Genomic DNA, 22,867 nt, shown 5'->3' on the forward strand with positions numbered 1-22,867 from the left:
ATCCGTGCGGGGGAGGGGAGCGATCTCTCCACTTAGGTTAGCCTAACCTAAGTAACGAGAGGGAAACGCTGCCCTCCCGTGACGGCCGTCACGTCGACGGCCGCGACCAACCGGTGGCCGTAACTACCCGCCGGCCGCCCGGAGTTGCTCCTCCGTCAGGCCCTGCCGCCAGTACCCGACGAAGGTGACCCGGCGCCGGTCGATCCCGCGCTCGCCGACGAGGTGCCGGCGCAGCTCCTTCACCCGCCCGGACTCCCCGGCGACCCAGGCGTACGGGTGCGCGTGGGAGGGCAGGTGCGCGGCGCGGATCTCCTCGACGGCGTCGCGGCCGCCCACCAGCCAGGTGATCTCCGCGTCCGCTGCGGTGACCACGTCCTGGACGTCCCCGGCGCACGGCACCTCCAGCCAGGCGCGCACGCGGGTGCCGGCGGGCAGCGACTGGAGGATGGCGGTCGCGGCGGGTACGGCGGTCTCGTCGCCCCACACCACCACCAGGTCGGTGTCCTCGGGCGGCCGGAACCGGATCGCCCGGTTGTCGGCGACGGCGGGTCCCAGCAGGATCACCCGGTCCCCGGCAGCGGCCCGCGACGCCCACCGGGAGGCGGGCCCGGCAGGGGTGGCGGCCCCCGGCCCGACCTCGTGCAGCACGAAGTCGATGTCGACCTCGTCGGGATCCCGGCGCATCTCCCGCAGCGTGTACGACCGCATCACGGCCCGCACGCCGTCCGGCAGGTCGCGCCACCCCTGCCACCACCCCTCGCCGAGCTCGATCGGTACGACGGGCTCGGCGCACCCTTCGGCCGGGAGGAACAGGGAGAGCGACTGGTCGCGTCCGTGGGAGTGGAAGTGCGCCAGATCGGCACCGGCGAAGGTGACCCGGACCAGGGACGGACCGAGCCGCCTCGTCCGTACGACCTGGAGGGAGAAGAAACGGAACGGGGCGGCTACGGCCGTCGTCATATGAGCTCCTGAGAGTCAGGAAGTTGTGTGGACGTGCTTACTGCTCGAGGGTCAGCCGACCTTCTTGGCCGTCTCGATCGCCTTGGCGAGGTTCTCCACCATCGCGACGCACTTGTCGTAGGAGAAGATCGGCTCGGGGGAGCGGGCGATGACCTGGCCGGCCTTGACCGCGGGGAGCTTCTTCCAGGTGGCCTGGGTGATGTCGGCGGGCTGGATGGTCGCCGTACGGTCGTCCATCATGATGATGTCGGCCTGGTACTTGTCGACGTTCTCCCAGCTCAGCGACTCGTACCAGCCGCCGCTCGCCTTCAGCACGGAGGCCGAGGGCTCGACGAGGTTCACGCCGAGGGCCTTGAAGTACTCCAGGTCCACGGAGAGGTTGGAGCCGGACACGTAGAAGATGTCCTGGGCGGCGGAACCGGCCAGCACCCTGATGTCGGGGTGCGCCTTGGCCGCGGCGCGCAGCCGGGACGAGGCCTCCTCGAACCGCTTCTTCGCGTCGGTCACCTTGCTCGCCGTCATGTCCGCGCCGAGCGACTCCGCTAGGGCCCAGACGCGCTGGAGCGGGACGGTCAACTGGCGGTCGTAGGCCGAGATGCCGACGCTCGGGGCGAGCTTGGCGATCTTGTCCTTGGACTCCTCCGGGACGTACCAGAGGGTGCCGGCGCCGTCGAACATGGTGGTGATCAGGACGTCCGGGGCGAGCGCCGCGTACTTCTCGACGTTGAACTGGCCCCACTCGTTGCCGAGGACGGTCAGCTTGCTGACGTCCATGTCGCCGGCCTGGACGTCGGCCTTGCCGGCCTTGGTCTTCGTGGGCCCGAAGACGCCCTTGACGCTGACGCCGTAGTCGTACAGGGCGGCGGCGACGCCGACGAACGCGACGATGTTCGCCGGAACCCTGTCCAGCTTCACCGTCGTGCCCCGGTCGTCCTTGAACGTCCAGGGGCCGGACTTGGCGGCTGCCGTTGTCTCCTTGTCGGAGGAGCCACCGCTTTTGCCGTCGTCACCGCAGGCGGCAAGCACGGCGCCGAGACCGGCGGCGCCACCGGCGGCGAGGATGCCACGGCGGGTGAGGTGGGCTGCTCTGACGTTGGACATGGGGTGGCTGCTTTCGGACGTGCGGAAACACCGCCGGACGGGATGAAGCTTAGGTTAGCCTAACCTCAGATCACGTCCAGTTCCAGCCCCCGGCGTTCCGCCCGAGGCCGGTCCACCCGTGCCCAACTCCCGCACCGGCACGTCTCATTGCGCCGCAGGGCTCCCCCCGGGGCCGGGACCTGCTGATAGACAGGGTGCGATGGCGGACGACGGGAGGCGCTGGGAACGGCGGGCCTCCTTCCCGCTGGGTCAGGCCTTTCGCGGTGACCTGGGCCGGTAGGCGGTGGCCAGCACGGAGACGGTGACCCGGCCGGGCAGCGGGGCCTCGCCGCCCAGGTCCGCCTGGCTCAGGTGGCGTGCGCTCGGAGTCATCGCCAGCAGGTCGAGGACCTCCTGCCGGGACAGGGCCGCGCCGTACTCCACCTGTTCGGTGGCGGCCACGGCGAAGAAGGGATCCAGCGCCCGGTGCAGGCGCCGTTCCTTGGCCGGATCGACGGTCACCGTCGCAGGCAGTCGCTCGCGCAGTTCGGCCAGGTGGCGCCCGGTGGGGCGGACCACGATCAGCCGCCCGGCCGGGCGGAGCACCCGGTGGAACTCGGCCGGGTTCCGCGGGGCGAACACGTCCAGCACGACATCGGCGATCCCGGTGGCCAGCGGAAGGGGACGGAAGACGTCCCAGGCCGCGGTGCCGGCTCGGTCATGGACCCGCGCCGCCGCGCGCAGCGCACGCACCGACGTGTCCAGCCCGAGGCCGCGGGCACCCGGCAGCCGGTCGAGAACGCCGGCCAGGTAGTAGCCCGTGCCGCAGCCCACGTCGAGCACCGTGGCCTGCTCGGCCGCGGCCGCGGCCGTGGCCGCCAGCCGCGCCACGACGTCACGGACGCGTGCGTAGCCGCCGGTGGACAGGAACCGCTCCCGGGCCCGGACCATGGCCGCGTCGTCGCCGCTGGTGGCGCGGGTGCCGGTCAGCAGCCCGGCGTAGCCGTGCCGGGCGATGTCGAAGGCGTGGCCCGCCGGGCAGCGCAGTGCGCCGCGGTCGGGACGGAGGCGGTGCGTGCGGCACGTCGGACAGCACAGCAGGTCGAGGACGAGTTCGAGGGCAGGGGGAAGCGACACGGGCACGAGGCACTCCTGGCAACGGCGGAGGGAGAAGGACCGTGCCTGCGTGCACACACAGGAGACCGCCAACGGGCAGCGAGAGCAACGAGGTTCACACCACAGGCACACCAAGGAGGGCGACGCCGACCGGCCTCGCCCTCAACACCCTCCGCTCAGAGGAAGCAGTAGTGCGGGGTACTCGTGAATGCCATGGCGTGAGTTTACGGGTGCTGATGGGACCCAGGGCCGCCGAAGCGTGGCCAGGCGGCATCCTCGTATCGGCCATCCATGGACGCAGGTGAACGTGGGGTGGCTGCTGCATACTGCCTCGCCGGACGGCCCCACCCTGCGTATGGTCTGCGCCGAGGACGAGGTTCGGTGACGGGCACGAGCTGTGCCGGGAGCAGGGGGACGGTGAGCAGGAGACGCTACGTTGCCCGGGGTGTGCCGGGCGGCTACCGGATCTGGGACAACCGAGGACGCCGGTGGTGGGGCGATCTCTACGAGTTGTGCCCTGACGGTCTCCTGGCCGCGCTCAACGGGCAGACGGACCAGGCGCAGATCACCGCGCTGATGAAGCGCTACCGAACGCAGAAGCGATAGGCGCACCAGATCGAGCGGGGAACAGCGTGGAGCCACGGTCAGAGATGCCGAGCACCACGAGGCCTTTCCGCGGCCGTTCGCCCAGGTCATCGCCCTACCCGGCCACAAATGACCGCAGCTTCCCAAGCTGAGGTCTCACCTCTGCCGTGGTGGTCAGTCCAGCCAGACGAGCATCGCGTCGTCCGCCCTGGCAGCAGCCTCGAAGAACTGTGTGAGGCCGTCGAACCAGGAGCAGCCCCACTCCAGCGAGCCGGGCTCACTCCACCCGAGCGGATACACCTCGGCGCTGGTCAGTTCAGCGGGGTCCACCCCGTTGATCAGCTGGGCATAGGTGGTGGCCCGCAGGGCTTCCGCCGCGAGCCGGACCCGTTCAGGCCGCAGGTACCTCGGAGGTCCGTACCCCCAATCCTCATCCTCGGCGAACGGCTCCTCGCCGTGGATCACGTTCACGGGGAACTCGGCGCGCTCCAGGAGGAAGCGGAGCATGTCCCAGGTCTTGTACGTGCTGAAATGACGCGCTTCGGCCGGCACAGGCTCCGACTCGTCCTCTGCGTCCTGGACCTCTTCGACGAGTTCCAGAGCCCAGTCGGGGTCTTGGATCGCTCGGCCAAGCTCAGCAGCCGTGACACGCAGGTACTCGCCGATCATGCTCATGGCCGGAGAGTAGGCGAGGCCACTGACATCCGCGGGGCGTTGAGCCACGGATCAGAAGGTGCTGCCCTCGGTGCGATGTGTGCGGGAGGGAGCACGGGTGATCCTCAAGTGACCTGCGACCACGGTCCCTCCGTGTCGGACTTCGGGATCCAGAGCAGTGGTTGACTCGTGCGGCAGTAGTCGGTCACGCCGTCCTCCCAGGGGAAGCGTCCGGACTTGTCGGGCCAGAACAACTGCGTGACGGGCCACGGAGGGGCCTGGCAGAAGTCGATGCCGGCGCCGAAGAAGTCCCGGTACCAGCTGGGGTGGACAGGCCGGACGGCGACGTCGTAGCCGTTGAGGACGTCGTCCCTGCGCTGGTCCGGCTTTAGTGGAAGACCACCGCGGATTCCGGCCCCGGCCGCGTTCACGACGGGCATGGCGACGTCCGTCCGCAGGCCGAAGACGCAGACCTCGGGACTGCGCAGCGTGTGCCACAGCCCGATGGAGTACGCCCAGTCCGCGGGTGCGTCGCCGCCGGCGCCCACACCCATGACGTGCCAGCCGAAGTCGGTGACACTCCTGGCTATTCGGCTGTCCCGTTCTTCGAAGGCCGGGCCGTCCGGGGGCGGTTCGCAGAGGATGCAGAGGCAGGGGGAGTCGTCCACCAGGAGAGGGTAGATCAACCCGGAGTCCGGGCTGTCCGAGGAGCCGCTCGCGGACCGGCCTACGGCGCTGGGCCGAACGGCCGGAGCAGTCTGCGGTGGCCTGCCCGGTGTCCAGGCGCCGTCGGTGAGAGGCTGGGGGCATGCTGCTCCCACCGGCCCAGGGGAAGACCGAACTCGTCGAGGTCGTCCGCATCACCGACCCCGTCCGGCACCTCGGTTCGGAGGACCTGGACGGCGACACCGTCGCGATCTGGGAGGGGGACCAGGCCCAGCAGGCCCTGTCCCTGATCACCGGCCTTCCAGGAAGCGAGCCGTACCGTTGCTTCCTCCCGGGCTGGGGAATCCGGGCGCACGGCATCGCCGGTCCGCTTTTCGAGATCGCCTTCTGCTTCCGCTGCCACGGCGCCCGTGTCTGGGCGCCGGGTCTTCCTGCCGACCAGCGGGGCCAGACCTTCGACGCGGAGAGCCCTGCCGCACTCGAACTGCTCCACCGGTTCCGCGCCTGTCTGCCGGACTGATGAAGGGGTCCCGGACACCGTTCCCCAGGCTTACGTGCCCTGGCGTCCCGTAACCGGGAAGAGCATGCAGCTGCTGGTCGCATGGGCCAGCAACCGGTCCTCGGAGTCGCGGAGTTCCGCCTGGGCGAGGGCGGTGCGGCGGCCGCTGTTGAGGACGGTGCCGATGGCGCGGACCTTGCCGGTGTCGACGGTGACCGGGCGCAGGAACTTCAGGGTCAGGTCGATGGAGGTGTAGCCGGTGCCCTGGGGGAGTACGGACTGGACCGCGCAGCCGGCCGCGGAGTCGAGGAGCGTGGCGTAGACGCCGCCGTGGACGCTGCCGATCGGGTTGTAGTGCTCCTCGCCCGGCACCAGGGCGAAGACCGCCCGGCCGTACTCGGCCTCCTCGAGGCTGAAACCGAGGGTGGCGGCGATCGGCGGGGCGGGCAGGCGGCCGGCCAGGATCTCGCGGAGGAAGCCGAGGCCGCTGTGGTCCGGGACGGCGCCGGCGGATATCGCGGGGTCCTCCCAGCCGAACGTACGTGACCTGGGGTCCTGCCCGGGGTGGAAGTCGAGCGTCAAGGCAACTCCTCGTGGTGGGTGAGCGCGGGCGCCACCGTGGTCGTCCCGCCGGATGTCTCAGTCGCCGTCGGGGGCGGCGTCGGGAGCAGGCGGGGCTACGCGGATGAGACCCGGGCCGGCGTCGACGAGCGATTCGCCGAGCTGCACGTCGTGGCCGTCGTCGCAGCGCAGCACCGCGTGCACCGCGGCGCCGCAGTCGCGGTGGCGTACGACCACCGGTGGGCCCTGTTCGTCCGTGGCCCAGGTGTCGCCCCACTGCCGCAACGCCGTGAGGACGGGCAGGAAGTCCCGTCCCTTCTCGGTCAGCCGGTAGGCGTACCGGGTCCGCTGGCCGGGTTCCTGGTAGGGCACGCGTTCCAGGAGCCCGGCGGTGGTGAGTTCCTTCAGACGCGCCGAGGCGGCGGGTTCGCCGATGCCCACCCGCCGGGCGAAGTCGTCGAACCGGCGGGTGCCGAAGAACGCCTCGCGCATGATCAGCATCGCCGTCCTGTTGCCGGCGACCTCCAGGGTCCGGGCGACGGAGCAGTTGGCCATGGACCAGGCGTCCCGTTCCCGCAGCAGGTCCGTCATCTCTCCGACCTCCACCCTCCATCTGACTTGCCTCATGCGAAGTCAGCCTATAGCGTCACAGCTGACTTCTGCAATCGTAAGTCAGCTCGGGTCGTCACGGGCGCTGCTGCCCGCTGCCCGCAGCTCGGCCGAGACGAGGACTCGATGGCTTCCACCCCTTCCCCCGCCCCGGGCCGGCTCAAGCCGACCGACCGGCAGCCCGGCGACCGGCCCCCCTCCCACCAGAACTCTCACCAGAACTCCCGCCAGAGCCAGCCCTCCCGGCGTGCGGCGGCGCTCACCCTCGTCGCGATGTGCCTGGGCGCCATGACGACCTTCCTGCTGATCACCGCCTCGGTGTCGGCGCTGTCGGCCATCCAGGACGACCTGCACGTCTCCCCGACCGGCCTCGTCTGGATCCCCTCCGCGTACACCCTGCTCGTGGCCAGCCTGGTGATGTCCGCGGGCACCATCGGCAACCTCTACGGCCGTAAGCGCGCGTTCCTGGCCGGGGCCGCGGTCATGATCGCCGGGTCGCTCACCGTCTACGCCTCGGGGTCGACGGCGGGCGTCATCGCCGGCCAGCTCGTCTCCGGCCTCGGCGGCGCCCTCATCCTGCCCAACAGCCTGGCCATCCTGGGCGCCGCCTTCCCGGACCCCCACCGGCGCACCGAGGTCGTCACCGCCTGGGCGGCCGCCTCCGGCATCGGACTCGCCGCCGGACCGCTGATCGCCGGCACCCTGCTGGACCACTTCCACTGGAACACGGTCTTCCTGTCGACCGCCGCCCTCGCGGTCGTCACCATGGCCGCCGCCGTCTTCGTCGCCGAGTCGCGCGGCCCCGCCGGCAAGCTGGACATACCGGGCCAGGTGCTGGCCGCCCTCGGCATCGCCGCCCTCGTCTACGCCCTCATCGAAGGCGGGCACGACGGCTACACCAGCCCCCGGATCATCGCCGCCTGGGTCGTCGCGGCCGCTGCCCTGAGCGGCTTCGTCCTCGTCGAGCGGGCCGCCCGCACCCCCATGCTGGACATGAGCCTGTTCCGGTCGGCGTCGTTCAGCGCCGTCATGTTCGTCGCGGCCGTCTCCCTGTTCGGATTCACCGGAGTGGCCATCCTCTCGGTGCTCTTCTACGAGCGCGTCCAGCAGCTCTCCGCCCTGGACGTGGGCTGGCGGCTGCTGGCCTTCTTCGGCGTCTACGTCGTCGTCGCCTACGCGACCGGGCGCGTGATCCGCCGTACCGGCTTCAAGCTCCCGCTCACCGTGGGCTTCCTCGTCGGGGCCGCGGCCACGGCCGGGTTCGCCACCACGCTGGATCCGGCCACCTCCTACGGCCGGGTGTGGTGGCTGTACGTGCTCTTCGGCGCCGCGTCCGGGATGGTGGCCGCGCCGAGCACCGCCGCCGCCCTGGTCAGCGTCTCCCACGAACACGCCGGCATGGCTTCCGGAGCCGTCAACGCCTTCCGGCAGATCGGCTCCGTCACCGGCTCCGCCCTGCTCGGCGCCCTGCTCGCGAGCCGGCTGCAGTCCCGGCTGCCCGGCCGGCTCGACGCCCACCACGTCCCCCGGGCGGCCTGGCCCGCCGTCGAGCACGCCGTCTCCACGGGCACCGGCGGTCACGGGGCGACCCCGCCCGACGTGACCGCCGCGGTCGGCGACGCCTTCACCTCCGGCGTCCACGTCGGCATGACCGTCGTCGCCGCCGTGTTCCTGTGCGCGGCCGTGGTCTCGGCCCTGCTGATACGCAACCGGCCGCACCACATCACCGGCACCGGGAGCGGCAGTGGCAGTGGCAGCGGCGCCGGTACCGGCACCGCCACCGCGACCTGACGCGCGCGGACTCGCCGGCCTCAGCTCACCAGGCCCAGCTCCCGCGCGATCAACATGCGCTGCACCTCGCTCGTCCCCTCCCCGATCTCCAGGATCTTGGAGTCGCGCCACATGCGGGCCACCGGGTACTCGTTCATGAAGCCGTAGCCGCCGTGGACCTGGGTGGCGTCGCGGGCGTTGTCGACGGCGATCGTCGAGGAGTACAGCTTGGCGAGGGCCGCCTCCTTCTTGAAGGGCTCGCCGGCCACCAGGCGGGAGGCCGCGTCGCGCCAGGCCAGGCGGGCCGTGTGGGCCTTCATCTCCATGTCCGCGATCTTGAACTGGATGGCCTGGTTGGCGCCGATGGGCCTGCCGAAGGCGTGCCGCTCCTTCGCGTACTTCACCGACTCGTCGACGCAGCCCTGGGCCAGGCCGGTGGCCAGGGCCGCGATGGCGATGCGGCCCTCGTCGAGGATGCGCAGGAACTGGGCGTAGCCGCGGCCCTCCGCGCCGAGCAGGTTGGCGGCCGGCACCCGGACGTCGGCGAAGGACAGCTCGCGGGTGTCGGAGGCGTTCCAGCCGACCTTGGAGTAGGGGGCGGCGACCGTGAAGCCCGGGGTGCCGGAGGGGACGATGATCGACGAGATCTGCGGCTTGCCGTCGGGCTTGCGGCCGGTGACCGCGGTGACCGTCACCAACCCCGTGATGTCCGTGCCCGAGTTGGTGATGAAGCACTTGCTGCCGTTGATCACCCACTCGCCGGTGGCCGGGTCGAGGCGGGCCGTGGTGCGGGTGGCGCCGGCGTCGCTGCCGCCGTCCGGTTCCGTCAGCCCGAACGCGCCCAGGATCTCCCCGGCGCAGAGCCTCGGCAGCCACTCGCGCTTCTGCTCCTCCGTCCCGAAGAGGTGGATCGGCATGGCGCCCAGGGAGACCCCGGCCTCCAGCGTGATCGCCACCGACGAGTCGACGCGGGCCAGCTCCTCCAGGGCGATGCCGAGGGCCAGGTAGTCGCCGCCCATGCCGCCGTACTCCTCGGGGAACGGCAGGCCGAACAGGCCCATGCGGCCCATCTCGCGGACGATCTCGTACGGGAACTCGTGCCGTTCGTAGAAGTCGCCGATCTTCGGCGCCACGACGTCGTGCGCGAACTCCTCCACCGTACGGCGGAGTTCTTCCAGTTCGGGGGAGAGGCGGTGGTCCATGGTCGTCACTCCTGGTGGGAGAGGGCGCGGACGGTACGGGACGGGCTGGGTCGGCCCAGTTGTTCGGCCATCCACACGCTGGTGGCGGTGAGTTTGCCGAGGTCTACCCCGGTCTCGATGCCGAGGCCCCGGAGCATCCAGACCAGGTCCTCGGTGGCGAGGTTGCCGGTGGCGGACTTGGCGTACGGGCAGCCGCCGAGTCCGCCGGCGGACGCGTCGATCGTCGTCACGCCGTGTTCCAGGGCCGCGTAGGTGTTGGCGAGCGCCTGGCCGTAGGTGTCGTGGAAGTGCACGCCGATGACGTTCGTCGGCACGCCCTCCTCGTTGAGCAGGGACAGCAGCTCCAGGACATGGCCCGGAGTGGCGACCCCGATCGTGTCGCCGAGGCTCAGCTCGTCGCAGCCCATGTCGCGCAGCGCCTTGCAGACCCGGACCACCTGGTGGAACGGGACGGCGCCCTCCCAGGGGTCGCCGAAGCACATCGACACGTAGCCGCGGACGTGCACGTCCGCGTCCTTCGCCTGCCGGACGACCGGGTCGAAGACGGCCAGCGACTCGTCCAGCGAGCGGTTGAGGTTGGCCTTGGCGAAGGACTCGGTGGCGCTGGCGAAGACGGCTACCCGGCGGGCGCCGAGGGTCAGGGCCCGGTCCAGGCCGCGCTGGTTGGGGACGAGGACCGGGAGGGCGACGCCCCGGAGATCGGCGAGCTGCGGGAACAGGTCCTCCGCGTCCGCCAGTTGGGGCACCCACTTCGGGTGCACGAAGCTGGTCGCCTCGATCGTCGTCAGGCCCGCGTCCGCCAGGCGGTGCACGAACTCGGCCTTCACCGAGGTCGGTACGGCCGTCTTCTCGTTCTGCAGGCCGTCGCGGGCACCGACCTCGTGGATCCGGACCCGGGCGGGCAGATCGGTGGCCGGTACGACCATGGGGAGGGCGCTCTCCGGGGCGGTCATGCCGTCTCCTCCTCGTGCGGGGCGATCACGGCCAGCACCTGGTCCATGGCGACCGTGGCGCCGGGCTTCACGTCGAGTTCGGCGACCGTGCCGGCGTGCGGGGCGGAGATGACGTGCTCCATCTTCATCGCCTCCACCACCAGCAGGCTCTGCCCGGCGGTGACCTCGTCCCCGACGGCGACCTTCACGACGGTCACCGTGCCGGGCATGGGCGCGGTGAGGGAGTCGGCGCCGGCGTGCGCGGTGCGGTTCAGCGAGGCGGCGACCGGGTCGTGGTCACGGACCTGCCAGGCGTCGCCGCCGCGGCCGAGCCAGTCGGCGGCGCGGTGGAAGGTGTGCCGGACGCCGTCCAGGGTGACCGACACGCGGTCGGCGGTGACGGTGTGCGTGCCGCGCGGGGCGTACTCCACCGGGTCCTGCACCCGGAGGTGGAAGCCGACCGGCTTGGGAGTACCGCCCAGGCGCCAGCCGCTGGGCACCGAGAAGGGGTCTGTCCAGCGCCCGTCCGCCGCGACGCCGTTCGCCCCGGTGCCGGTCGCCGCGACGCCGGTCGCCGCGACGCCGCTCGCCACGTTGCCGTTGGCCGTGACCGGCCGCAGCGCCTCCAGGCGTACGGCCGCCGCCGCCTCGTACACCTCGTCCGGTACGTCGCCGGTGACCAGGCCGTCCACCACCCGCTCGACCAGGCCGGTGTCCAACTCGCCCGCCACCACCGCCGGATGGGCAAGGAGGCGGCGCAGGAAACCCGCATTGGTCTGCACGCCGAGGGTGACCGTCTCCGCGAGGGCACCGCGCAGCTTCCGGAGCGCGGTCTCCCGGTCCGGGCCGTACGCGATCACCTTGGACAGCATCGGGTCGTACAGGCTGCCGACCTCGGAGCCCTCGCTGAGCCCGGAGTCGGTGCGGACGCCGTCGCCCTGCGGTTCGCGCAGCAGCAGCACCGTGCCGCCGGTGGGCAGGAAGCCGCGCGCCGGGTCCTCGGCGCAGATCCGGGCCTCGACCGCGTGCCCGGTCAGGCGGACGTCCTCCTGCGCGAACCCGAGCCGCTCCCCGGCCGCCACCCGCAGCTGCCACTCCACCAGGTCGAGGCCGGTGACGAGCTCGGTGACGGGGTGCTCCACCTGGAGGCGGGTGTTCATCTCCATGAAGTAGTACGACGAAGGGTCGCCGCCCGGCACGATGAACTCCACCGTGCCCGCGCCGACGTACCCGCACGAGCGCGCCGCCTGTACCGCGGCCTCGCCCATCGCCGCCCGCGTCGCCTCGTCGAGGAGCACGCTGGGCGCCTCCTCGATCACCTTCTGGTGGCGGCGCTGGAGCGAGCACTCGCGCTCACCGAGGTGGACGACGTTGCCGTGGCCGTCGGCCAGGACCTGGATCTCGATGTGCCGGGGACGGTCGACCCACCGCTCGACGAGGAGGGTGTCGTCGCCGAAGGAGGCGCGGGCCTCGCGGCGGGCGGCGGCGATCTCCTCGTCCAGCAGGGTCAAGTCGCGCACCAGCCGCATGCCCTTGCCGCCGCCGCCCGCGGACGGCTTGAGGAGCACGGGCGCCCCCAACGCGCGGACGGCCTCGGCGAGTTCGGGGTCACGGCCGCCGGGCACCACCGGCACCCCGGCCGCGGCCACCGTCTCCTTGGCGCGGATCTTGTCGCCCATCAGCGCGATGGCATCCGCGGGCGGGCCGATGAAGACCAGCCCGGCCTCCTCGCAGGCCCGGGCGAAGGCCGCGTTCTCGGCGAGGAAGCCGTACCCCGGGTGGACCGCCTGGGCACCGCCGGCCGCGGCCGCCTCCAGCAGCCGCGCCACGGACAGATAGCTCTCGCCCGCCGGCGCCGGACCGATCCGGACCGCGGTGTCGGCCTCCCGGACGTGCCGCGCGTCCACGTCGGCGTCGGAGTACACGGCCACCGAGCGCACGCCCAGCGACCGCAGCGTACGGATGACCCGGACGGCGATCTCGCCCCGGTTGGCCACGAGTACGGTGTCGAACACGAGTCCCCTCCTCACATCCGGAAGACGCCGAACCGGGGTTCACCCAGCGGCGCGTTGCCACAGGCCGTCAGGGCCAGTCCCAGCACCTGCCGGGTGTCGAGGGGGTCGATGACCCCGTCGTCCCACAGGCGGGCGGTCGCGTAGTAGGCGCTGCCCTGCCGCTCGTACTGGGCGCGGACGGGTGCCTTGAAGGCCTCCTCGTCCTCGGCGGCCCAGGACTCCCCCCGGGCCTCCAGCTGGTCCCGCTTGACCGTCGCCAGCACGGACGCGGCCTGCTCGCCGCCCATGACGGAGATCTTGGCGTTGGGCCACATCCACAGGAAGCGGGGGGAGTAGGCCCGGCCGCACATGGAGTAGTTCCCGGCGCCGTACGAGCCGCCGACCACCACCGTCAGCTTCGGCACCCGCGTGCAGGCCACCGCCGTGACCATCTTCGCGCCGTGCTTGGCGATGCCGCCGGCCTCGTAGTCCCTGCCGACCATGAAGCCGGAGATGTTCTGCAGGAAGACGAGCGGGATGCCGCGCTGGTCGCACAGCTCGATGAAGTGGGCGCCCTTCTGGGCGGACTCGGAGAAGAGGATGCCGTTGTTGGCGACGATGCCGACCGGGTGGCCGTGGATGCGGGCGAAGCCGGTGACCAGGGTCTGCCCGAACTCGGCCTTGAACTCGGCGAACCGGGAGCCGTCGACGACCCGCGCGATGATCTCGCGGACGTCGTAGGGGGTGCGCGAGTCGACGGGGACGGCGCCGTAGAGGCCGTAGGGGTCGACCTTGGGCTCGGTGACGGGCGCGACCTCCCAGGGAAGGGCGCGCCGGGCCGGGAGGGTGGCGGCGATGTTCCGGACGATCCTGAGCGCGTGCGCGTCGTCCTCGGCGAGGTGGTCGGTGACGCCGGAGACGCGGGAGTGCACCTCGCCGCCGCCCAGCTCCTCGGCGGTGACGACCTCACCGGTGGCCGCCTTCACCAGCGGGGGGCCGCCCAGGAAGATCGTCCCCTGGTTCCTGACGATGACCGCCTCGTCGCTCATCGCCGGGACGTACGCCCCGCCCGCCGTGCACGACCCGAGGACCGCGGCGATCTGCGGGATGCCGGCCGCCGACATCCGGGCCTGGTTGTAGAAGATCCGCCCGAAGTGGTCGCGGTCCGGGAAGACCTCGTCCTGCATGGGGAGGAAGGCGCCGCCGGAGTCGACCAGGTACACGCACGGCAGCCGGTTGTCGAGGGCCACCTCCTGTGCGCGCAGGTGCTTCTTCACGGTCATCGGGTAGTACGTGCCGCCCTTGACCGTGGCGTCGTTGGCGACGATCACGCACTCGCGGCCGCTGACCCGGCCGATCCCGGCGATCACGCCGGCCGCCGGGGCCGCCCCGTCGTACATGCCGTCGGCGGCGAGCGGGGCCAGCTCCAGGAAGGGGGAGCCGGGGTCGAGGAGGGTGTCCACCCGGTCCCTGGGCAGCAGCTTGCCGCGCGCGGTGTGCCGGGCCCGCGCCTTCTCGCCGCCGCCGAGCGCGGCCGCGGCGAGCTTGCCGCGCAGCTCCTCGACGAGGACGCGATGCGCCTCCTCGTTGGCCCGAAAGGCCTCCGACGCGGGGTCCGCCGCGCTCGTCAGCTCCGGTGCCTGGTCCATGCCGCGAACCCCTCATTCTTGTTAATGAGCGTTAACGCATTTCCTCCAGGTTAACGACCGCTAACCTCCCTGTCTAGAATTGCCTTCATGGTCACGAGAACCGACGCCCCGACGCGCCGCGAGCAGATCCTCAAGGAGGCCGCCCGGCTCTTCGCCGAGCGCGGCTTCCACGGTGTCGGCGTGGACGAGATAGGGGCCGCGGTCGGCATCAGCGGGCCCGGTCTCTACCGGCACTTCGCGGGCAAGGACGCGATGCTCGCGGAGCTGCTGGTGGGGATCAGCGGGCAGTTGCTGACGGGGGCCAAGCGCCGCCTGGCGGAGGCCGACGGCGACACCGGGCCCTCGGCGGTCCTGGACTCCCTCATCGAGGGCCACATCGACTTCGCCCTCGACGACCGTCCACTGATCACCCTGCACGACCGGGAGCTGGACCGCTTGCGCGACAGCGACCGCAAGCTGGTGCGGCAGCTGCAGCGGCAGTACGTCGAGCTGTGGGTGGAGGTGGTCCGCGGCGTCTACCCGGCGCTCCCGGAGCCGGCCGCCCGCTCCGCGGTCCACTCCGTCTTCGGCCTCCTGAACTCCACCCCGCATTTGGGCCGACCGGGTTCCCTCCCCGGCCGCGGCGCGACCGCGATCCTGCTCCACCGCATGGCGAGGGGCGCGTTCGAGGCGGCGGCGGGGGAGTGAGGGCGAGCTACGACACCGCCCCCGCCCACTGACCGCACCCCTGCCCCGCCGCACCGACGGTGCCGAGCCAGGCAGTGGGCGCCTGCGGGCCGGTGGGGGCTCGCCGTGCAGTTCCCCGCGCCCCTTTGTGTCGGCTGCCCCACCGCCGGTCGAAACGCCCCGCCGGTCCCTCGCGCGGCCTCTACTCGCCCCGTCGCAACGGCGGTATCCGGCGGTGCCGAGCCGGGGAGTGGGCGCCTGCGGGCCGGTGGGGGCTCGTCGCGCAGTTCCCCGCGCCCCTTTGCGTCGGCTGGTCCACCGCCGGTTGCAACGCCCCGCCGGTCCCTCACATCCCGCCGCTCCTTCACATCCACGGCCTCGCCGCAACGGCGCCCAGCCACCACGCCGGTGCCCGGCGGTGCCAGACCGGGCAGTGGGCACCCGCGGGCCGGTGGGGGCTCGCCGCGCAGTTCCCCGCGCCCCCTTACGTCGGCTGCCCCACCGCCGATCGAAACGCCCCGCCGGTCCCCTCACATCCCGCCGCTCCCTCATACCCGCGGCCTCCCCCCGCCCCGCCGCAGCGGCGCCCTGCCACCACGCCGGTGCCCGGCGGTGCCAGACCGGCCGGTGGGGGCTCGGCGCGCAGTTCCCCGCGCCCCTTCACGTCGGCCGCCACCACCGCCGGTCGAAATGCCGCGCGCTCTTCCCGACGCGACGGGCGGCGTGACGAGCGTTACCCCGGTCGTTCCCCCTCGTGGCCTGGACCCGTCGGCCTACCCGCCGGTACCGTGGGTGTCTGAGCAAGCGCTTAGACATGCCGAAGTCCGTGGAGGTGGCGGCCGTGCGCCGTACGTTGTTCGACGAGGATCACGAGGCGTTCCGGGAGACCATCCGCGCCTTCATCGAGGCCGAGGTCGTACCGGTGTACGACGAGTGGTTCGCCGCTGGCCAGGCCCCCCGTGACTTCTACTACAAGCTCGCCGAGCTCGGCGTCTTCGGTATCCGCGTCGACGAGGAGTACGGCGGCGCCGGCATCGACTCCTACAAGTTCGAGGCCGTCCTGTACGAGGAGACCGCCCGTGCGGGCGTCGCCTTCGGCGGTTCCGGCGTGCACGTGCTGCTCGGCCTGCCGTACATAAAGCTGCTGGCGACGGACGAGCAGAAGAAGCGGTACCTGCCTAAGTTCGTCTCCGGCGAGGAGATGTGGGCGATCGCGATGACCGAGCCGGGCACCGGTTCCGACCTCGCGGGCATGAAGACCACCGCCAAGCTCAGCGAGGACGGCACGCACTACGTCCTCAACGGCGCCAAGACCTTCATCACGGGCGGCGTGCACGCCGACCGGATGATCGTGTGCGCCCGGACCTCCGCGCCGACCAAGGAAGACCGCCGGCACGGGATCTCGCTCTTCGTGGTCGACACGAAGGCGGAGGGGTATTCGGTCGGGCGGAAGCTCGACAAGCTCGGTCTCAAGACCTCCGACACCGCCGAGCTCGCGTTCGTCGACGTCAAGGTCCCCGTCGAGGACCTCCTCGGCGAGGAGAACAAGGGCTTCTACTACCTCGGCCACAACCTCGCCTCCGAGCGCTGGGGCATCGCCTTCGGCGCCTACGCGCAGGCCAAGGCCGCCGTCCGGTTCGCCAAGCAGTACGTGCAGGAGCGGGTGGTCTTCGGCCAGCCCGTCGCCGCCTTCCAGAACACCAAGTTCGAGCTGGCCGCCTGCCAGGCCGAGGTGGACGCCGCCGAGGCCGTCGTCGACCGGGCCACGGAAGCGCTCGACGCCGGTGAGCTGACCCCGGCCGAGGCCGCCAGCGCCAAGCTGTTCACCACCGAGGTCGCGCACCGCGTGATCGACCGCTGCCTCCAGCTGCACGGCGGCTACGGCTTCATGAACGAGTACCCGATCGCCCGCCTGTACGCGGACAACCGCGTCAACCGCATCTACGGTGGCACCAGCGAGATCATGAAGACGATCATCGCGAAGGACATGGGCCTGTAGGGCTGCCGCAACAACCCGCCAGTAGAAAAGGTGCCATGAACCAGGCACTAAGTGATCTCCTCGACCTGCTCGACCTGGAGCAGATCGAGGAGAACATCTTCCGCGGCCAGTCCCGCTCCGCCGTCGTCCCGCGCGTCTTCGGCGGACAGGTGGCGGCCCAGGCGCTGGTCGCCGCCGGACGCACCGTCCCGGCGGACCGGCACGCCCACTCGCTGCACGCGTACTTCCTGCGGCCCGGCGACCCGGGCGCGCCCATCGTCTACACCGTCGAGCGCATCCGCGACGGCCGCTCCTTCACCACCCGGCGCGCGGTCGCCGTCCAGCACGGCCGGCCGATCTTCGCCCTGTCGGCCTCCTTCCAGCTCGACGAGGAGGGTCTCGACCACCAGGCCCCGATGCCCGCCGCACCCGACCCGGCGACCCTGCCCACCTCGGCGGACCGCTTCCGCGGCTACGGCCACCTCGACCCGGCCGTCGTGGAGAAGTTCCTGGAGGCCCGCGAGGCGATCGACCTGCGCTACGTCGAGGAGCCGCCGTTCGGCAAGTACGGCGAGCCCCGCGAGCCGCACAGCCAGGTGTGGTTCCGGACGAACGGCAAGCTCGACGACGACCCGCTGCTGCACGTCGTCCTCGCGACGTACGTCTCCGACATGACCCTCCTCGACTCCGTCCTGCTCGCGCACGGCCGTGGCGGCTGGGCGGTCGGGGACGTGGTGGGCGCCTCGCTCGACCACGCCATGTGGTTCCACCGGCCGTTCCGCGCCGACGAGTGGCTGCTCTACGACCAGGAGTCGCCGTCCGCGCACGGCGGCCGCGGGCTCGGCCAGGCCCGGATCTACACGCAGGACGGTTCCCTCGCCATCTCCGTGATCCAGGAGGGTGTGGTCCGCGTCCCCAGGGCAGACTGACGGGCGGGACGCAAGCGGGGACGCGGCAGGCCCCGAGGACACGGCACGGCGGCGGCGAGAGCACCTTCGCGGTGACCGTCGCCGCCGTCGCCGATCTCGGGACCGCGCTCGCGCAGCGGGAAGCCGGCCGACGAGGAGCGCCCGCTGGGCCACGGCCCCGAGCGGTACGTCTGGGCCCTGCTCGCCGCCGGGGTGGACTTCCGGGACGTGTCGACGGCGGCCGAGATCGAGTGGGCGTGCCGGCGGGCCGGGCAGCGGCTGCGGGCGGCGTTCCCCGCGATCGGCCGGGTGGCACCCCGCCGGACACCGCCGCCGGGCTGTGTCCGGACCCCACTCCGGGGCCGGCCGCGTAACCGGCCCCGGCCCCGGTTCCGGCTCCGGCCCCGGGCCCGATTTCGAGCCTGTGAGCTGGGCCGATGACGGGCGGTGACGGCCCGAGGTGGCCGTCGTCTTTGTCCCGAATTAAGCTCTATGAGTGAAATGCCGCACCATGCATGTGCCGCATAGCGGACGTGCCGCGTAGCGGACGTAAGTCCGGCAGAAAGGTATTTCCCATGCGAGTACAGCGCGCGAGGCGTCTCGCCGCGATGTCCGCCGCCGGCCTGTTGCTGGCCGGTGGTGCCGCGATCGGCGCCGCGGGTACCGCTTCGGCGGTTCCCGCCTCCACTCACCAGTCCGTCGTCACCGGCGGCAACTTCGGCGGCTGCAACGGCTTCCGCGGCGGGGGGTTCAACTGCCGGTACGGATACGGCGGCTACGGCTACGGGTACTACCCGGCCACCGTCGCGGTCGTCCCCGTCGCGGTCGTCCCTGTCGTCGGCGTCGGCTACACCGCCGGGTTCGGTGGCTTCGGTGGCCTCGGCTTCGGCGGAATCGGGTTCTGAGCGACCGACGACAGCAGACCGGGAAACCAGGGTCTCACCAAGGGTCTAGGGCCAGGCCACGATGTGCGGCTCCCGCTGCCGGGGGCCGCACATCGGCGCACATCGGGTCACGCCAGCCCCGCCGCGGCCAGCAGGTACGCGGTCATCGGGTCATAGTACCGCGGGCTGAGCACATGGTCGTCCAGCGGTACGGCCACCTGGAGGGTGCCCTCCGACTCGGCGAGGAACAGCGCCGGGTCGTTGCAGTCCGCGTACCCGACCGAGTCCAGGCCCGCCTGCGCCGCGTAGCCGGCCCAGCCGTGGTCGGCGACGACCAGGTCGGGCTGCGGCCGCCCCGCGCGCTCCAGGCCGCCCAGGACGGCCTTCATCGGCTCCCCGGAGTGCGTGTGCCACAGCGTCGCGCCGTGTTCGAGGACGGCCACGTCGGCGAACTGCATGACGTACCCCTCGTCCGTCTGCAGACCGTCCGGGACGACCACGATCTCGCAGCCGGCGCCGCGCAGGGCGGCCGCGGTCGCCCGGTGCACGTCCAGCAGGCCGCCCGGGTGACCGGTCGCGAACAGCACCCGCTGGCGGCCCTCGGCCGCCTTGCGCAGCCGCGCCGCCAGCCGGTCCAGGCCGTCCACGGTCAGCTCCGGGTCGATGGTGTCCTGGCCGTACCGGTACTCGGGGTCGTCGTTCACCCCGACCCGCTCGGCCATCACGGCCAGCACGTCCTGCTCGTCGGTCCAGCGGTCGCCGAGTTCCAGTCCCAGCCACCAGTTGCGCTCGCCGTTGGCCAGCTTGCGGTAGTGGAGCAGGTTGTTCTCGCGGGGGGTGGCGACATCGCCCGCGATACGGGTCTTCACAAGGTGCTCTACGAGCTCGGCGCGGCTGGGCGTCCCGGGTATCGGCATGGCTCCATTGTGAGGCAGGGCGCCGCGCGTCCGCCCTGCGTATCGCCCGCTGGGACGTGGGTCACTCACTCCTGGCGGAGGGCGAACCACAGCTCCATCCGGACGTCCGGGTCGTCGAGTTCGGCACCGAGCAGTGCCGCGCACCGCGCGATGCGCTGCCGCACGGTGTTGCGGTGGACGCAGAGGGCCACCGCCGTGCGGTCCCAACTGCCGTGCAGGGAGAGCCAGGTGCGCAGGGTGTCGACGAGGGCGGGGTGCTCCGCGAGGGGGCCGAGGAGGGCGCGGGCGTGGGCCTGGGCCTCCCGGCGGGGAACCAGGTCGTCGAGGGCGGGGCGGGTGCCGTGCCGGACCAGGGGGGTGCGGGTCGCTCGGGCGCGGGCGATTGCGCGTGCCGCCTGGGTACCGGCGAGGGCCAGTTGCCGGGCGGGGGCGGGGGCGCTGACGCCGAGGGTCCAGCCGGGCTGTGGCTGAAGGGTCCGGCCGGCGGGGACGAGGAGCTGGACGATGTCCCCTACGGGGTCGATGAGAGCCGAGCCCAGTGCGGCGCCCAGTGCGGTGGCGGCCAGGAGGTCGGGCGGCTGCGGGTGCGTGGGCGCCGGTCGCGCCCCGCGGCGGAGCCGCATGTCGACCGGGTCCCGCGTCCCTGAGGGCGCGGGAAGGTCCCGTCGGTGGTCCGGCGAGGCGTGCACGACGAGCCAGGTGCCGTCCCCGCCCAGCAGCGGCGCGACCTCCTCCGCCGTGCCGCCCAGCAGGAGCCGTACGAGCGCCGAGGTGCGGGCCGCGCCCGAGCCGCTCTGCTGTTCGCCGGTGAGGAGGGTGAGCAGGACCGTGGCGACCGAGGCGATGGTGTGGTCGCCCGGTTCGCGGCTGGGGGTGGCCATGCCGAGTGCGAAGCCGGTGCTGAGGGTGTAGGCGGCGAGGTGGGTGCCGGCGGTGGCGTGGGTGGCGGAGGTGGGGGTGCCGGGGCCGGAGGGGCGGACCACCTGCGCGAGCTCGGCCAGGGACGTGGTCACCGGTGGTTCGGGGCGCCGGCCCGCCGACGCGATCTCCGTGCCCTCCGGGCCGTACAGGGCCGTCCAGCCGCCCGTCCGCTGGGCCAGCTGCCGCAGGACCGACGGCACCGGGTCGGGGCGGGCCGCGGCGGCGGCCAGGCTCTGCTGGGCCTCCGTGACGCGGCGCAGTTCGGTCAGGCGGGCCTGGGCCAGCAACTGCCAGACCGCGCGGGCGACGGCGGTGAAGGGGGTCTGCGGCGGGACCTCCAGGAGCGGGAGGCCGTGGCTGTCGCAGGCCTCGACCAGGGCGCGCGGGACCGTGTCGTGCACGGGGGCCAGCCCGAAGCCGAGGGCGGCGCCGCCCGCCGCGACGATCCGCGAGACGTAGTCGTCGAAGTAGGTGCCCGAGCCCGCCGCGTCCGGGATGTGCACGCCCGCCGTCAGCAGCAGCTCGCCGCCCAGCAGGTACGGGTACGGGTCCGCCATCTCCGAGGTGTGGGCCGCGTGGATGACCAGGGAGGGGTCGCAAGGACCGGCGATCCGGCGCAGACCGAGGTCCTCGCGGGCCAGCAGGGCGGCGAGGGGCACGGGTGGCGTGGGGGGAACCGCGGGATCCGGCATGGTGTGCGTTTCCTCCATCCGGTGCGGCTCGAATGGATGAAACGTACACTTCGCAGCCGCTTTACGGCCACCTAATGTCGAGGCACGTCACCCGCCGGCGAGATCCCCAGCGAAGGAGGGCCCTGTGGCCGTCGACTACACCGTGATCGTCCTGTACCTGGCCGGCATGCTGGCCATGGGCTGGTGGGGCATGCGCCGGGCCAGGTCGAAGAGCGACTTCCTGGTCGCCGGGCGCCGGCTCGGGCCCGCCATGTACTCCGGCACCATGGCCGCGATCGTCCTCGGCGGCGCGTCCACCATCGGCGGGGTCGGCCTGGGCTACCAGTACGGGCTGTCCGGCGCCTGGATGGTCTTCACCATCGGCCTCGGACTGCTCGCCCTCTCCGTCTTCTTCTCCGCCCGGATCGCCCGCCTCAAGGTGTACACCGTCTCCGAGATGCTGGACCTCCGGTACGGCGGCCGGGCGGGCGTGATCTCGGGTGTCGTGATGTGGGCGTACACGCTCATGCTCGCCGTCACCTCGACCATCGCGTACGCCACCATCTTCGACGTCCTCTTCGACATGAACCGGACCGTCGCGATCATCCTGGGCGGCTCGATCGTCGTCGCCTACTCGACGCTCGGCGGCATGTGGTCGATCACGCTGACGGACATGGTCCAGTTCGTGGTGAAGACGATCGGCGTGCTGCTGCTCCTGCTGCCCATCGCGGTCGTGAAGGCGGGCGGCTTCGGCGCGATGAGGGCGAAGCTGCCCACGACGTACTTCGACCCGCTGGGCATCGGCGGCGAGACCATCTTCACGTACGTGCTGATCTATACCTTCGGCATGCTCATCGGGCAGGACATCTGGCAGCGGGTCTTCACGGCGCGCGGCGACCGGACGGCGAAGTGGGGCGGCACGGTGGCCGGCACCTACTGCCTCGTCTACGCCCTCGCCGGGGCGGTGATCGGTACGGCGGCCAAGGTGCTGTACCCGAAGCTGGGCAGCCCGGACGACGCCTTCGCGACCATCGTCAAGGACGAACTCCCGGTCGGGGTGCGGGGGCTGGTGCTGGCGGCGGCCCTGGCCGCGGTGATGTCGACGTCCTCCGGGGCGCTGATCGCCTGCGCGACCGTCGCCAACAACGACATCTGGTCGCGGCTGCGGGGGCGGGCCGGTTCCGGCGGACGGGCGCACGACGAGGTGCGCGGCAACCGGGTCTTCATCCTGGTCATGGGACTCGGCGTGATCGGCACGGCCATCGCCCTCAACGACGTGGTCGAGGCGCTGACCGTGGCCTACAACCTGCTCGTCGGCGGTCTCCTCGTCCCGATCCTCGGCGGGCTGCTGTGGAAGCGCGGCACGGTCCAGGGCGCCCTGGCCGCCGTGACCGTCGGCGGCCTCGCGGTGATCGGTCTGATGGCGGGCTACGGCATCCTCGCCAACGAACCCGTCTACTACGGCCTGCTCTCCTCCCTCGTCGCGTACGTCGCCGTCTCGCTGGCGACGAAGCCGACCGACGCGGCGGTGCTGGCGAACTGGCGGGAACGGCTCGCCGGCCGCAGTGGTCCCGAACTCGTGTCCGAACCGGTCCCGGCCCACCAGTAGAGTCGTACGAGAAGCAGTGCATAGCGGTACGTACGC

Annotated in this window: 21 protein-coding genes and 1 pseudogene; 9 read left to right on the forward strand and 13 right to left on the reverse strand. The window is 72.0% G+C overall.

Translation table 11 applies throughout. From position 1 onward, the window contains the following. Positions 1-123: 123 nt before the first annotated feature. The 3 genes from ACZ63F_RS23355 to ACZ63F_RS23365 all read right to left on the reverse strand — a co-directional run bounded on the left by ACZ63F_RS23355 (position 124) and on the right by ACZ63F_RS23365 (position 3,183). Positions 124-960, reverse strand: coding sequence for a siderophore-interacting protein (locus tag ACZ63F_RS23355; protein WP_469713403.1), 837 nt, complete (start codon positions 958-960; stop codon positions 124-126). Between the two features lie 51 nt (positions 961-1,011). Then, positions 1,012-2,061, reverse strand: a complete 1,050-nt coding sequence (locus tag ACZ63F_RS23360; RefSeq protein WP_469713405.1) for an ABC transporter substrate-binding protein — start codon at positions 2,059-2,061, stop codon at positions 1,012-1,014. A 249-nt stretch (positions 2,062-2,310) separates the two neighbouring features. Then, complete coding sequence (locus ACZ63F_RS23365; RefSeq protein ID WP_469713406.1) at positions 2,311-3,183, reverse strand: methyltransferase domain-containing protein; 873 nt, start codon at positions 3,181-3,183, stop codon at positions 2,311-2,313. Positions 3,184-3,573: 390 nt separating this feature from the next. On the opposite strand from ACZ63F_RS23365, the gene ACZ63F_RS23370 reads away from it, so the two are divergent. Next, positions 3,574-3,762, forward strand: a complete 189-nt coding sequence (locus ACZ63F_RS23370) for a hypothetical protein (RefSeq protein WP_469713408.1) — start codon at positions 3,574-3,576, stop codon at positions 3,760-3,762. Positions 3,763-3,915: 153 nt separating this feature from the next. On the opposite strand, the gene ACZ63F_RS23375 is transcribed toward ACZ63F_RS23370, so the two are convergent. Further along, complete coding sequence (locus tag ACZ63F_RS23375) at positions 3,916-4,416, reverse strand: YfbM family protein (protein WP_469713410.1); 501 nt, start codon at positions 4,414-4,416, stop codon at positions 3,916-3,918. 104 nt (positions 4,417-4,520) lie between these two features. After that, complete coding sequence (locus ACZ63F_RS23380) at positions 4,521-5,063, reverse strand: DUF4262 domain-containing protein (RefSeq protein WP_469713412.1); 543 nt, start codon at positions 5,061-5,063, stop codon at positions 4,521-4,523. A 140-nt stretch (positions 5,064-5,203) separates the two neighbouring features. On the opposite strand from ACZ63F_RS23380, the gene ACZ63F_RS23385 reads away from it, so the two are divergent. Next, complete coding sequence (locus ACZ63F_RS23385; protein WP_469713414.1) at positions 5,204-5,581, forward strand: hypothetical protein; 378 nt, start codon at positions 5,204-5,206, stop codon at positions 5,579-5,581. Positions 5,582-5,611: 30 nt separating this feature from the next. Here the strand turns inward: ACZ63F_RS23385 and ACZ63F_RS23390 are convergent, their stop codons facing one another. Beyond that, positions 5,612-6,142 carry a PaaI family thioesterase gene (locus ACZ63F_RS23390; RefSeq protein WP_352359352.1) on the reverse strand — a complete coding sequence of 177 codons (531 nt, stop codon included), beginning with the start codon at positions 6,140-6,142 and terminating at the stop codon, positions 5,612-5,614. A 57-nt stretch (positions 6,143-6,199) separates the two neighbouring features. Next, a complete protein-coding gene (locus ACZ63F_RS23395) occupies positions 6,200-6,748 on the reverse strand; it encodes a winged helix-turn-helix transcriptional regulator (RefSeq protein ID WP_469713415.1) in 549 nt (182 codons plus the stop codon). A 108-nt stretch (positions 6,749-6,856) separates the two neighbouring features. On the opposite strand from ACZ63F_RS23395, the gene ACZ63F_RS23400 reads away from it, so the two are divergent. After that, entirely contained in the window at positions 6,857-8,521 is a 1,665-nt protein-coding gene (locus ACZ63F_RS23400; RefSeq protein ID WP_469713417.1) for an MFS transporter, read from the forward strand. A 20-nt stretch (positions 8,522-8,541) separates the two neighbouring features. On the opposite strand, the gene ACZ63F_RS23405 is transcribed toward ACZ63F_RS23400, so the two are convergent. From ACZ63F_RS23405 to ACZ63F_RS23420, 4 genes are read right to left on the reverse strand one after another with little or no spacing between them, the layout of a single operon-like run. Continuing rightward, on the reverse strand, positions 8,542-9,702 hold the full coding sequence (locus tag ACZ63F_RS23405) for an acyl-CoA dehydrogenase family protein (protein WP_469713418.1): 1,161 nt from the start codon (positions 9,700-9,702) through the stop codon (positions 8,542-8,544). Between the two features lie 5 nt (positions 9,703-9,707). Next, entirely contained in the window at positions 9,708-10,655 is a 948-nt protein-coding gene (locus tag ACZ63F_RS23410; protein WP_351958057.1) for a hydroxymethylglutaryl-CoA lyase, read from the reverse strand. Beyond that, on the reverse strand, positions 10,652-12,649 hold the full coding sequence (locus tag ACZ63F_RS23415; RefSeq protein ID WP_469713420.1) for an acetyl/propionyl/methylcrotonyl-CoA carboxylase subunit alpha: 1,998 nt from the start codon (positions 12,647-12,649) through the stop codon (positions 10,652-10,654). Before ACZ63F_RS23415 ends, ACZ63F_RS23410 begins: the two co-directional genes overlap by 4 nt. 11 nt (positions 12,650-12,660) lie before the next feature. Further along, positions 12,661-14,277, reverse strand: coding sequence for a carboxyl transferase domain-containing protein (locus ACZ63F_RS23420; RefSeq protein WP_469713422.1), 1,617 nt, complete (start codon positions 14,275-14,277; stop codon positions 12,661-12,663). An 87-nt stretch (positions 14,278-14,364) separates the two neighbouring features. On the opposite strand from ACZ63F_RS23420, the gene ACZ63F_RS23425 reads away from it, so the two are divergent. The 5 genes and pseudogenes from ACZ63F_RS23425 to ACZ63F_RS23445 all read left to right on the forward strand — a co-directional run bounded on the left by ACZ63F_RS23425 (position 14,365) and on the right by ACZ63F_RS23445 (position 18,734). Then, a complete protein-coding gene (locus ACZ63F_RS23425; RefSeq protein WP_469713423.1) occupies positions 14,365-14,964 on the forward strand; it encodes an SACE_7040 family transcriptional regulator in 600 nt (199 codons plus the stop codon). An 820-nt stretch (positions 14,965-15,784) separates the two neighbouring features. Then, positions 15,785-16,942 (forward strand): acyl-CoA dehydrogenase family protein, encoded by a 1,158-nt coding sequence (locus tag ACZ63F_RS23430; protein WP_294005894.1) that lies wholly within the window; start codon positions 15,785-15,787, stop codon positions 16,940-16,942. Positions 16,943-16,977: 35 nt separating this feature from the next. Continuing rightward, the gene (locus tag ACZ63F_RS23435; protein WP_352359366.1) at positions 16,978-17,850 is read left to right on the forward strand and encodes an acyl-CoA thioesterase; all 873 of its coding nucleotides are present in this window, start codon (positions 16,978-16,980) and stop codon (positions 17,848-17,850) included. Further along, positions 17,847-18,051: pseudogene (locus tag ACZ63F_RS23440) on the forward strand (cation transporter); the annotation flags it as partial. The gene ACZ63F_RS23435 and the pseudogene ACZ63F_RS23440, both read left to right, overlap by 4 nt. A 353-nt stretch (positions 18,052-18,404) precedes the next feature. Further along, positions 18,405-18,734: a hypothetical protein gene (locus ACZ63F_RS23445; protein WP_469713425.1), complete on the forward strand. Its 330-nt coding sequence runs from the start codon at positions 18,405-18,407 to the stop codon at positions 18,732-18,734. 107 nt (positions 18,735-18,841) lie between these two features. On the opposite strand, the gene ACZ63F_RS23450 is transcribed toward ACZ63F_RS23445, so the two are convergent. Together ACZ63F_RS23450 and ACZ63F_RS23455 are read right to left on the reverse strand one after the other, a co-directional pair. Then, positions 18,842-19,630: a phosphatase gene (locus ACZ63F_RS23450; RefSeq protein WP_469713426.1), complete on the reverse strand. Its 789-nt coding sequence runs from the start codon at positions 19,628-19,630 to the stop codon at positions 18,842-18,844. A 65-nt stretch (positions 19,631-19,695) separates the two neighbouring features. Beyond that, entirely contained in the window at positions 19,696-21,243 is a 1,548-nt protein-coding gene (locus ACZ63F_RS23455) for a helix-turn-helix domain-containing protein (protein WP_469713428.1), read from the reverse strand. A gap of 124 nt (positions 21,244-21,367) precedes the next feature. On the opposite strand from ACZ63F_RS23455, the gene ACZ63F_RS23460 reads away from it, so the two are divergent. Further along, positions 21,368-22,831: a sodium:solute symporter family protein gene (locus tag ACZ63F_RS23460; RefSeq protein ID WP_469713430.1), complete on the forward strand. Its 1,464-nt coding sequence runs from the start codon at positions 21,368-21,370 to the stop codon at positions 22,829-22,831. Positions 22,832-22,867: the final 36 nt, after the last annotated feature.

It is taken from the genome of Streptomyces sp. NPDC104761, assembly GCF_055583445.1.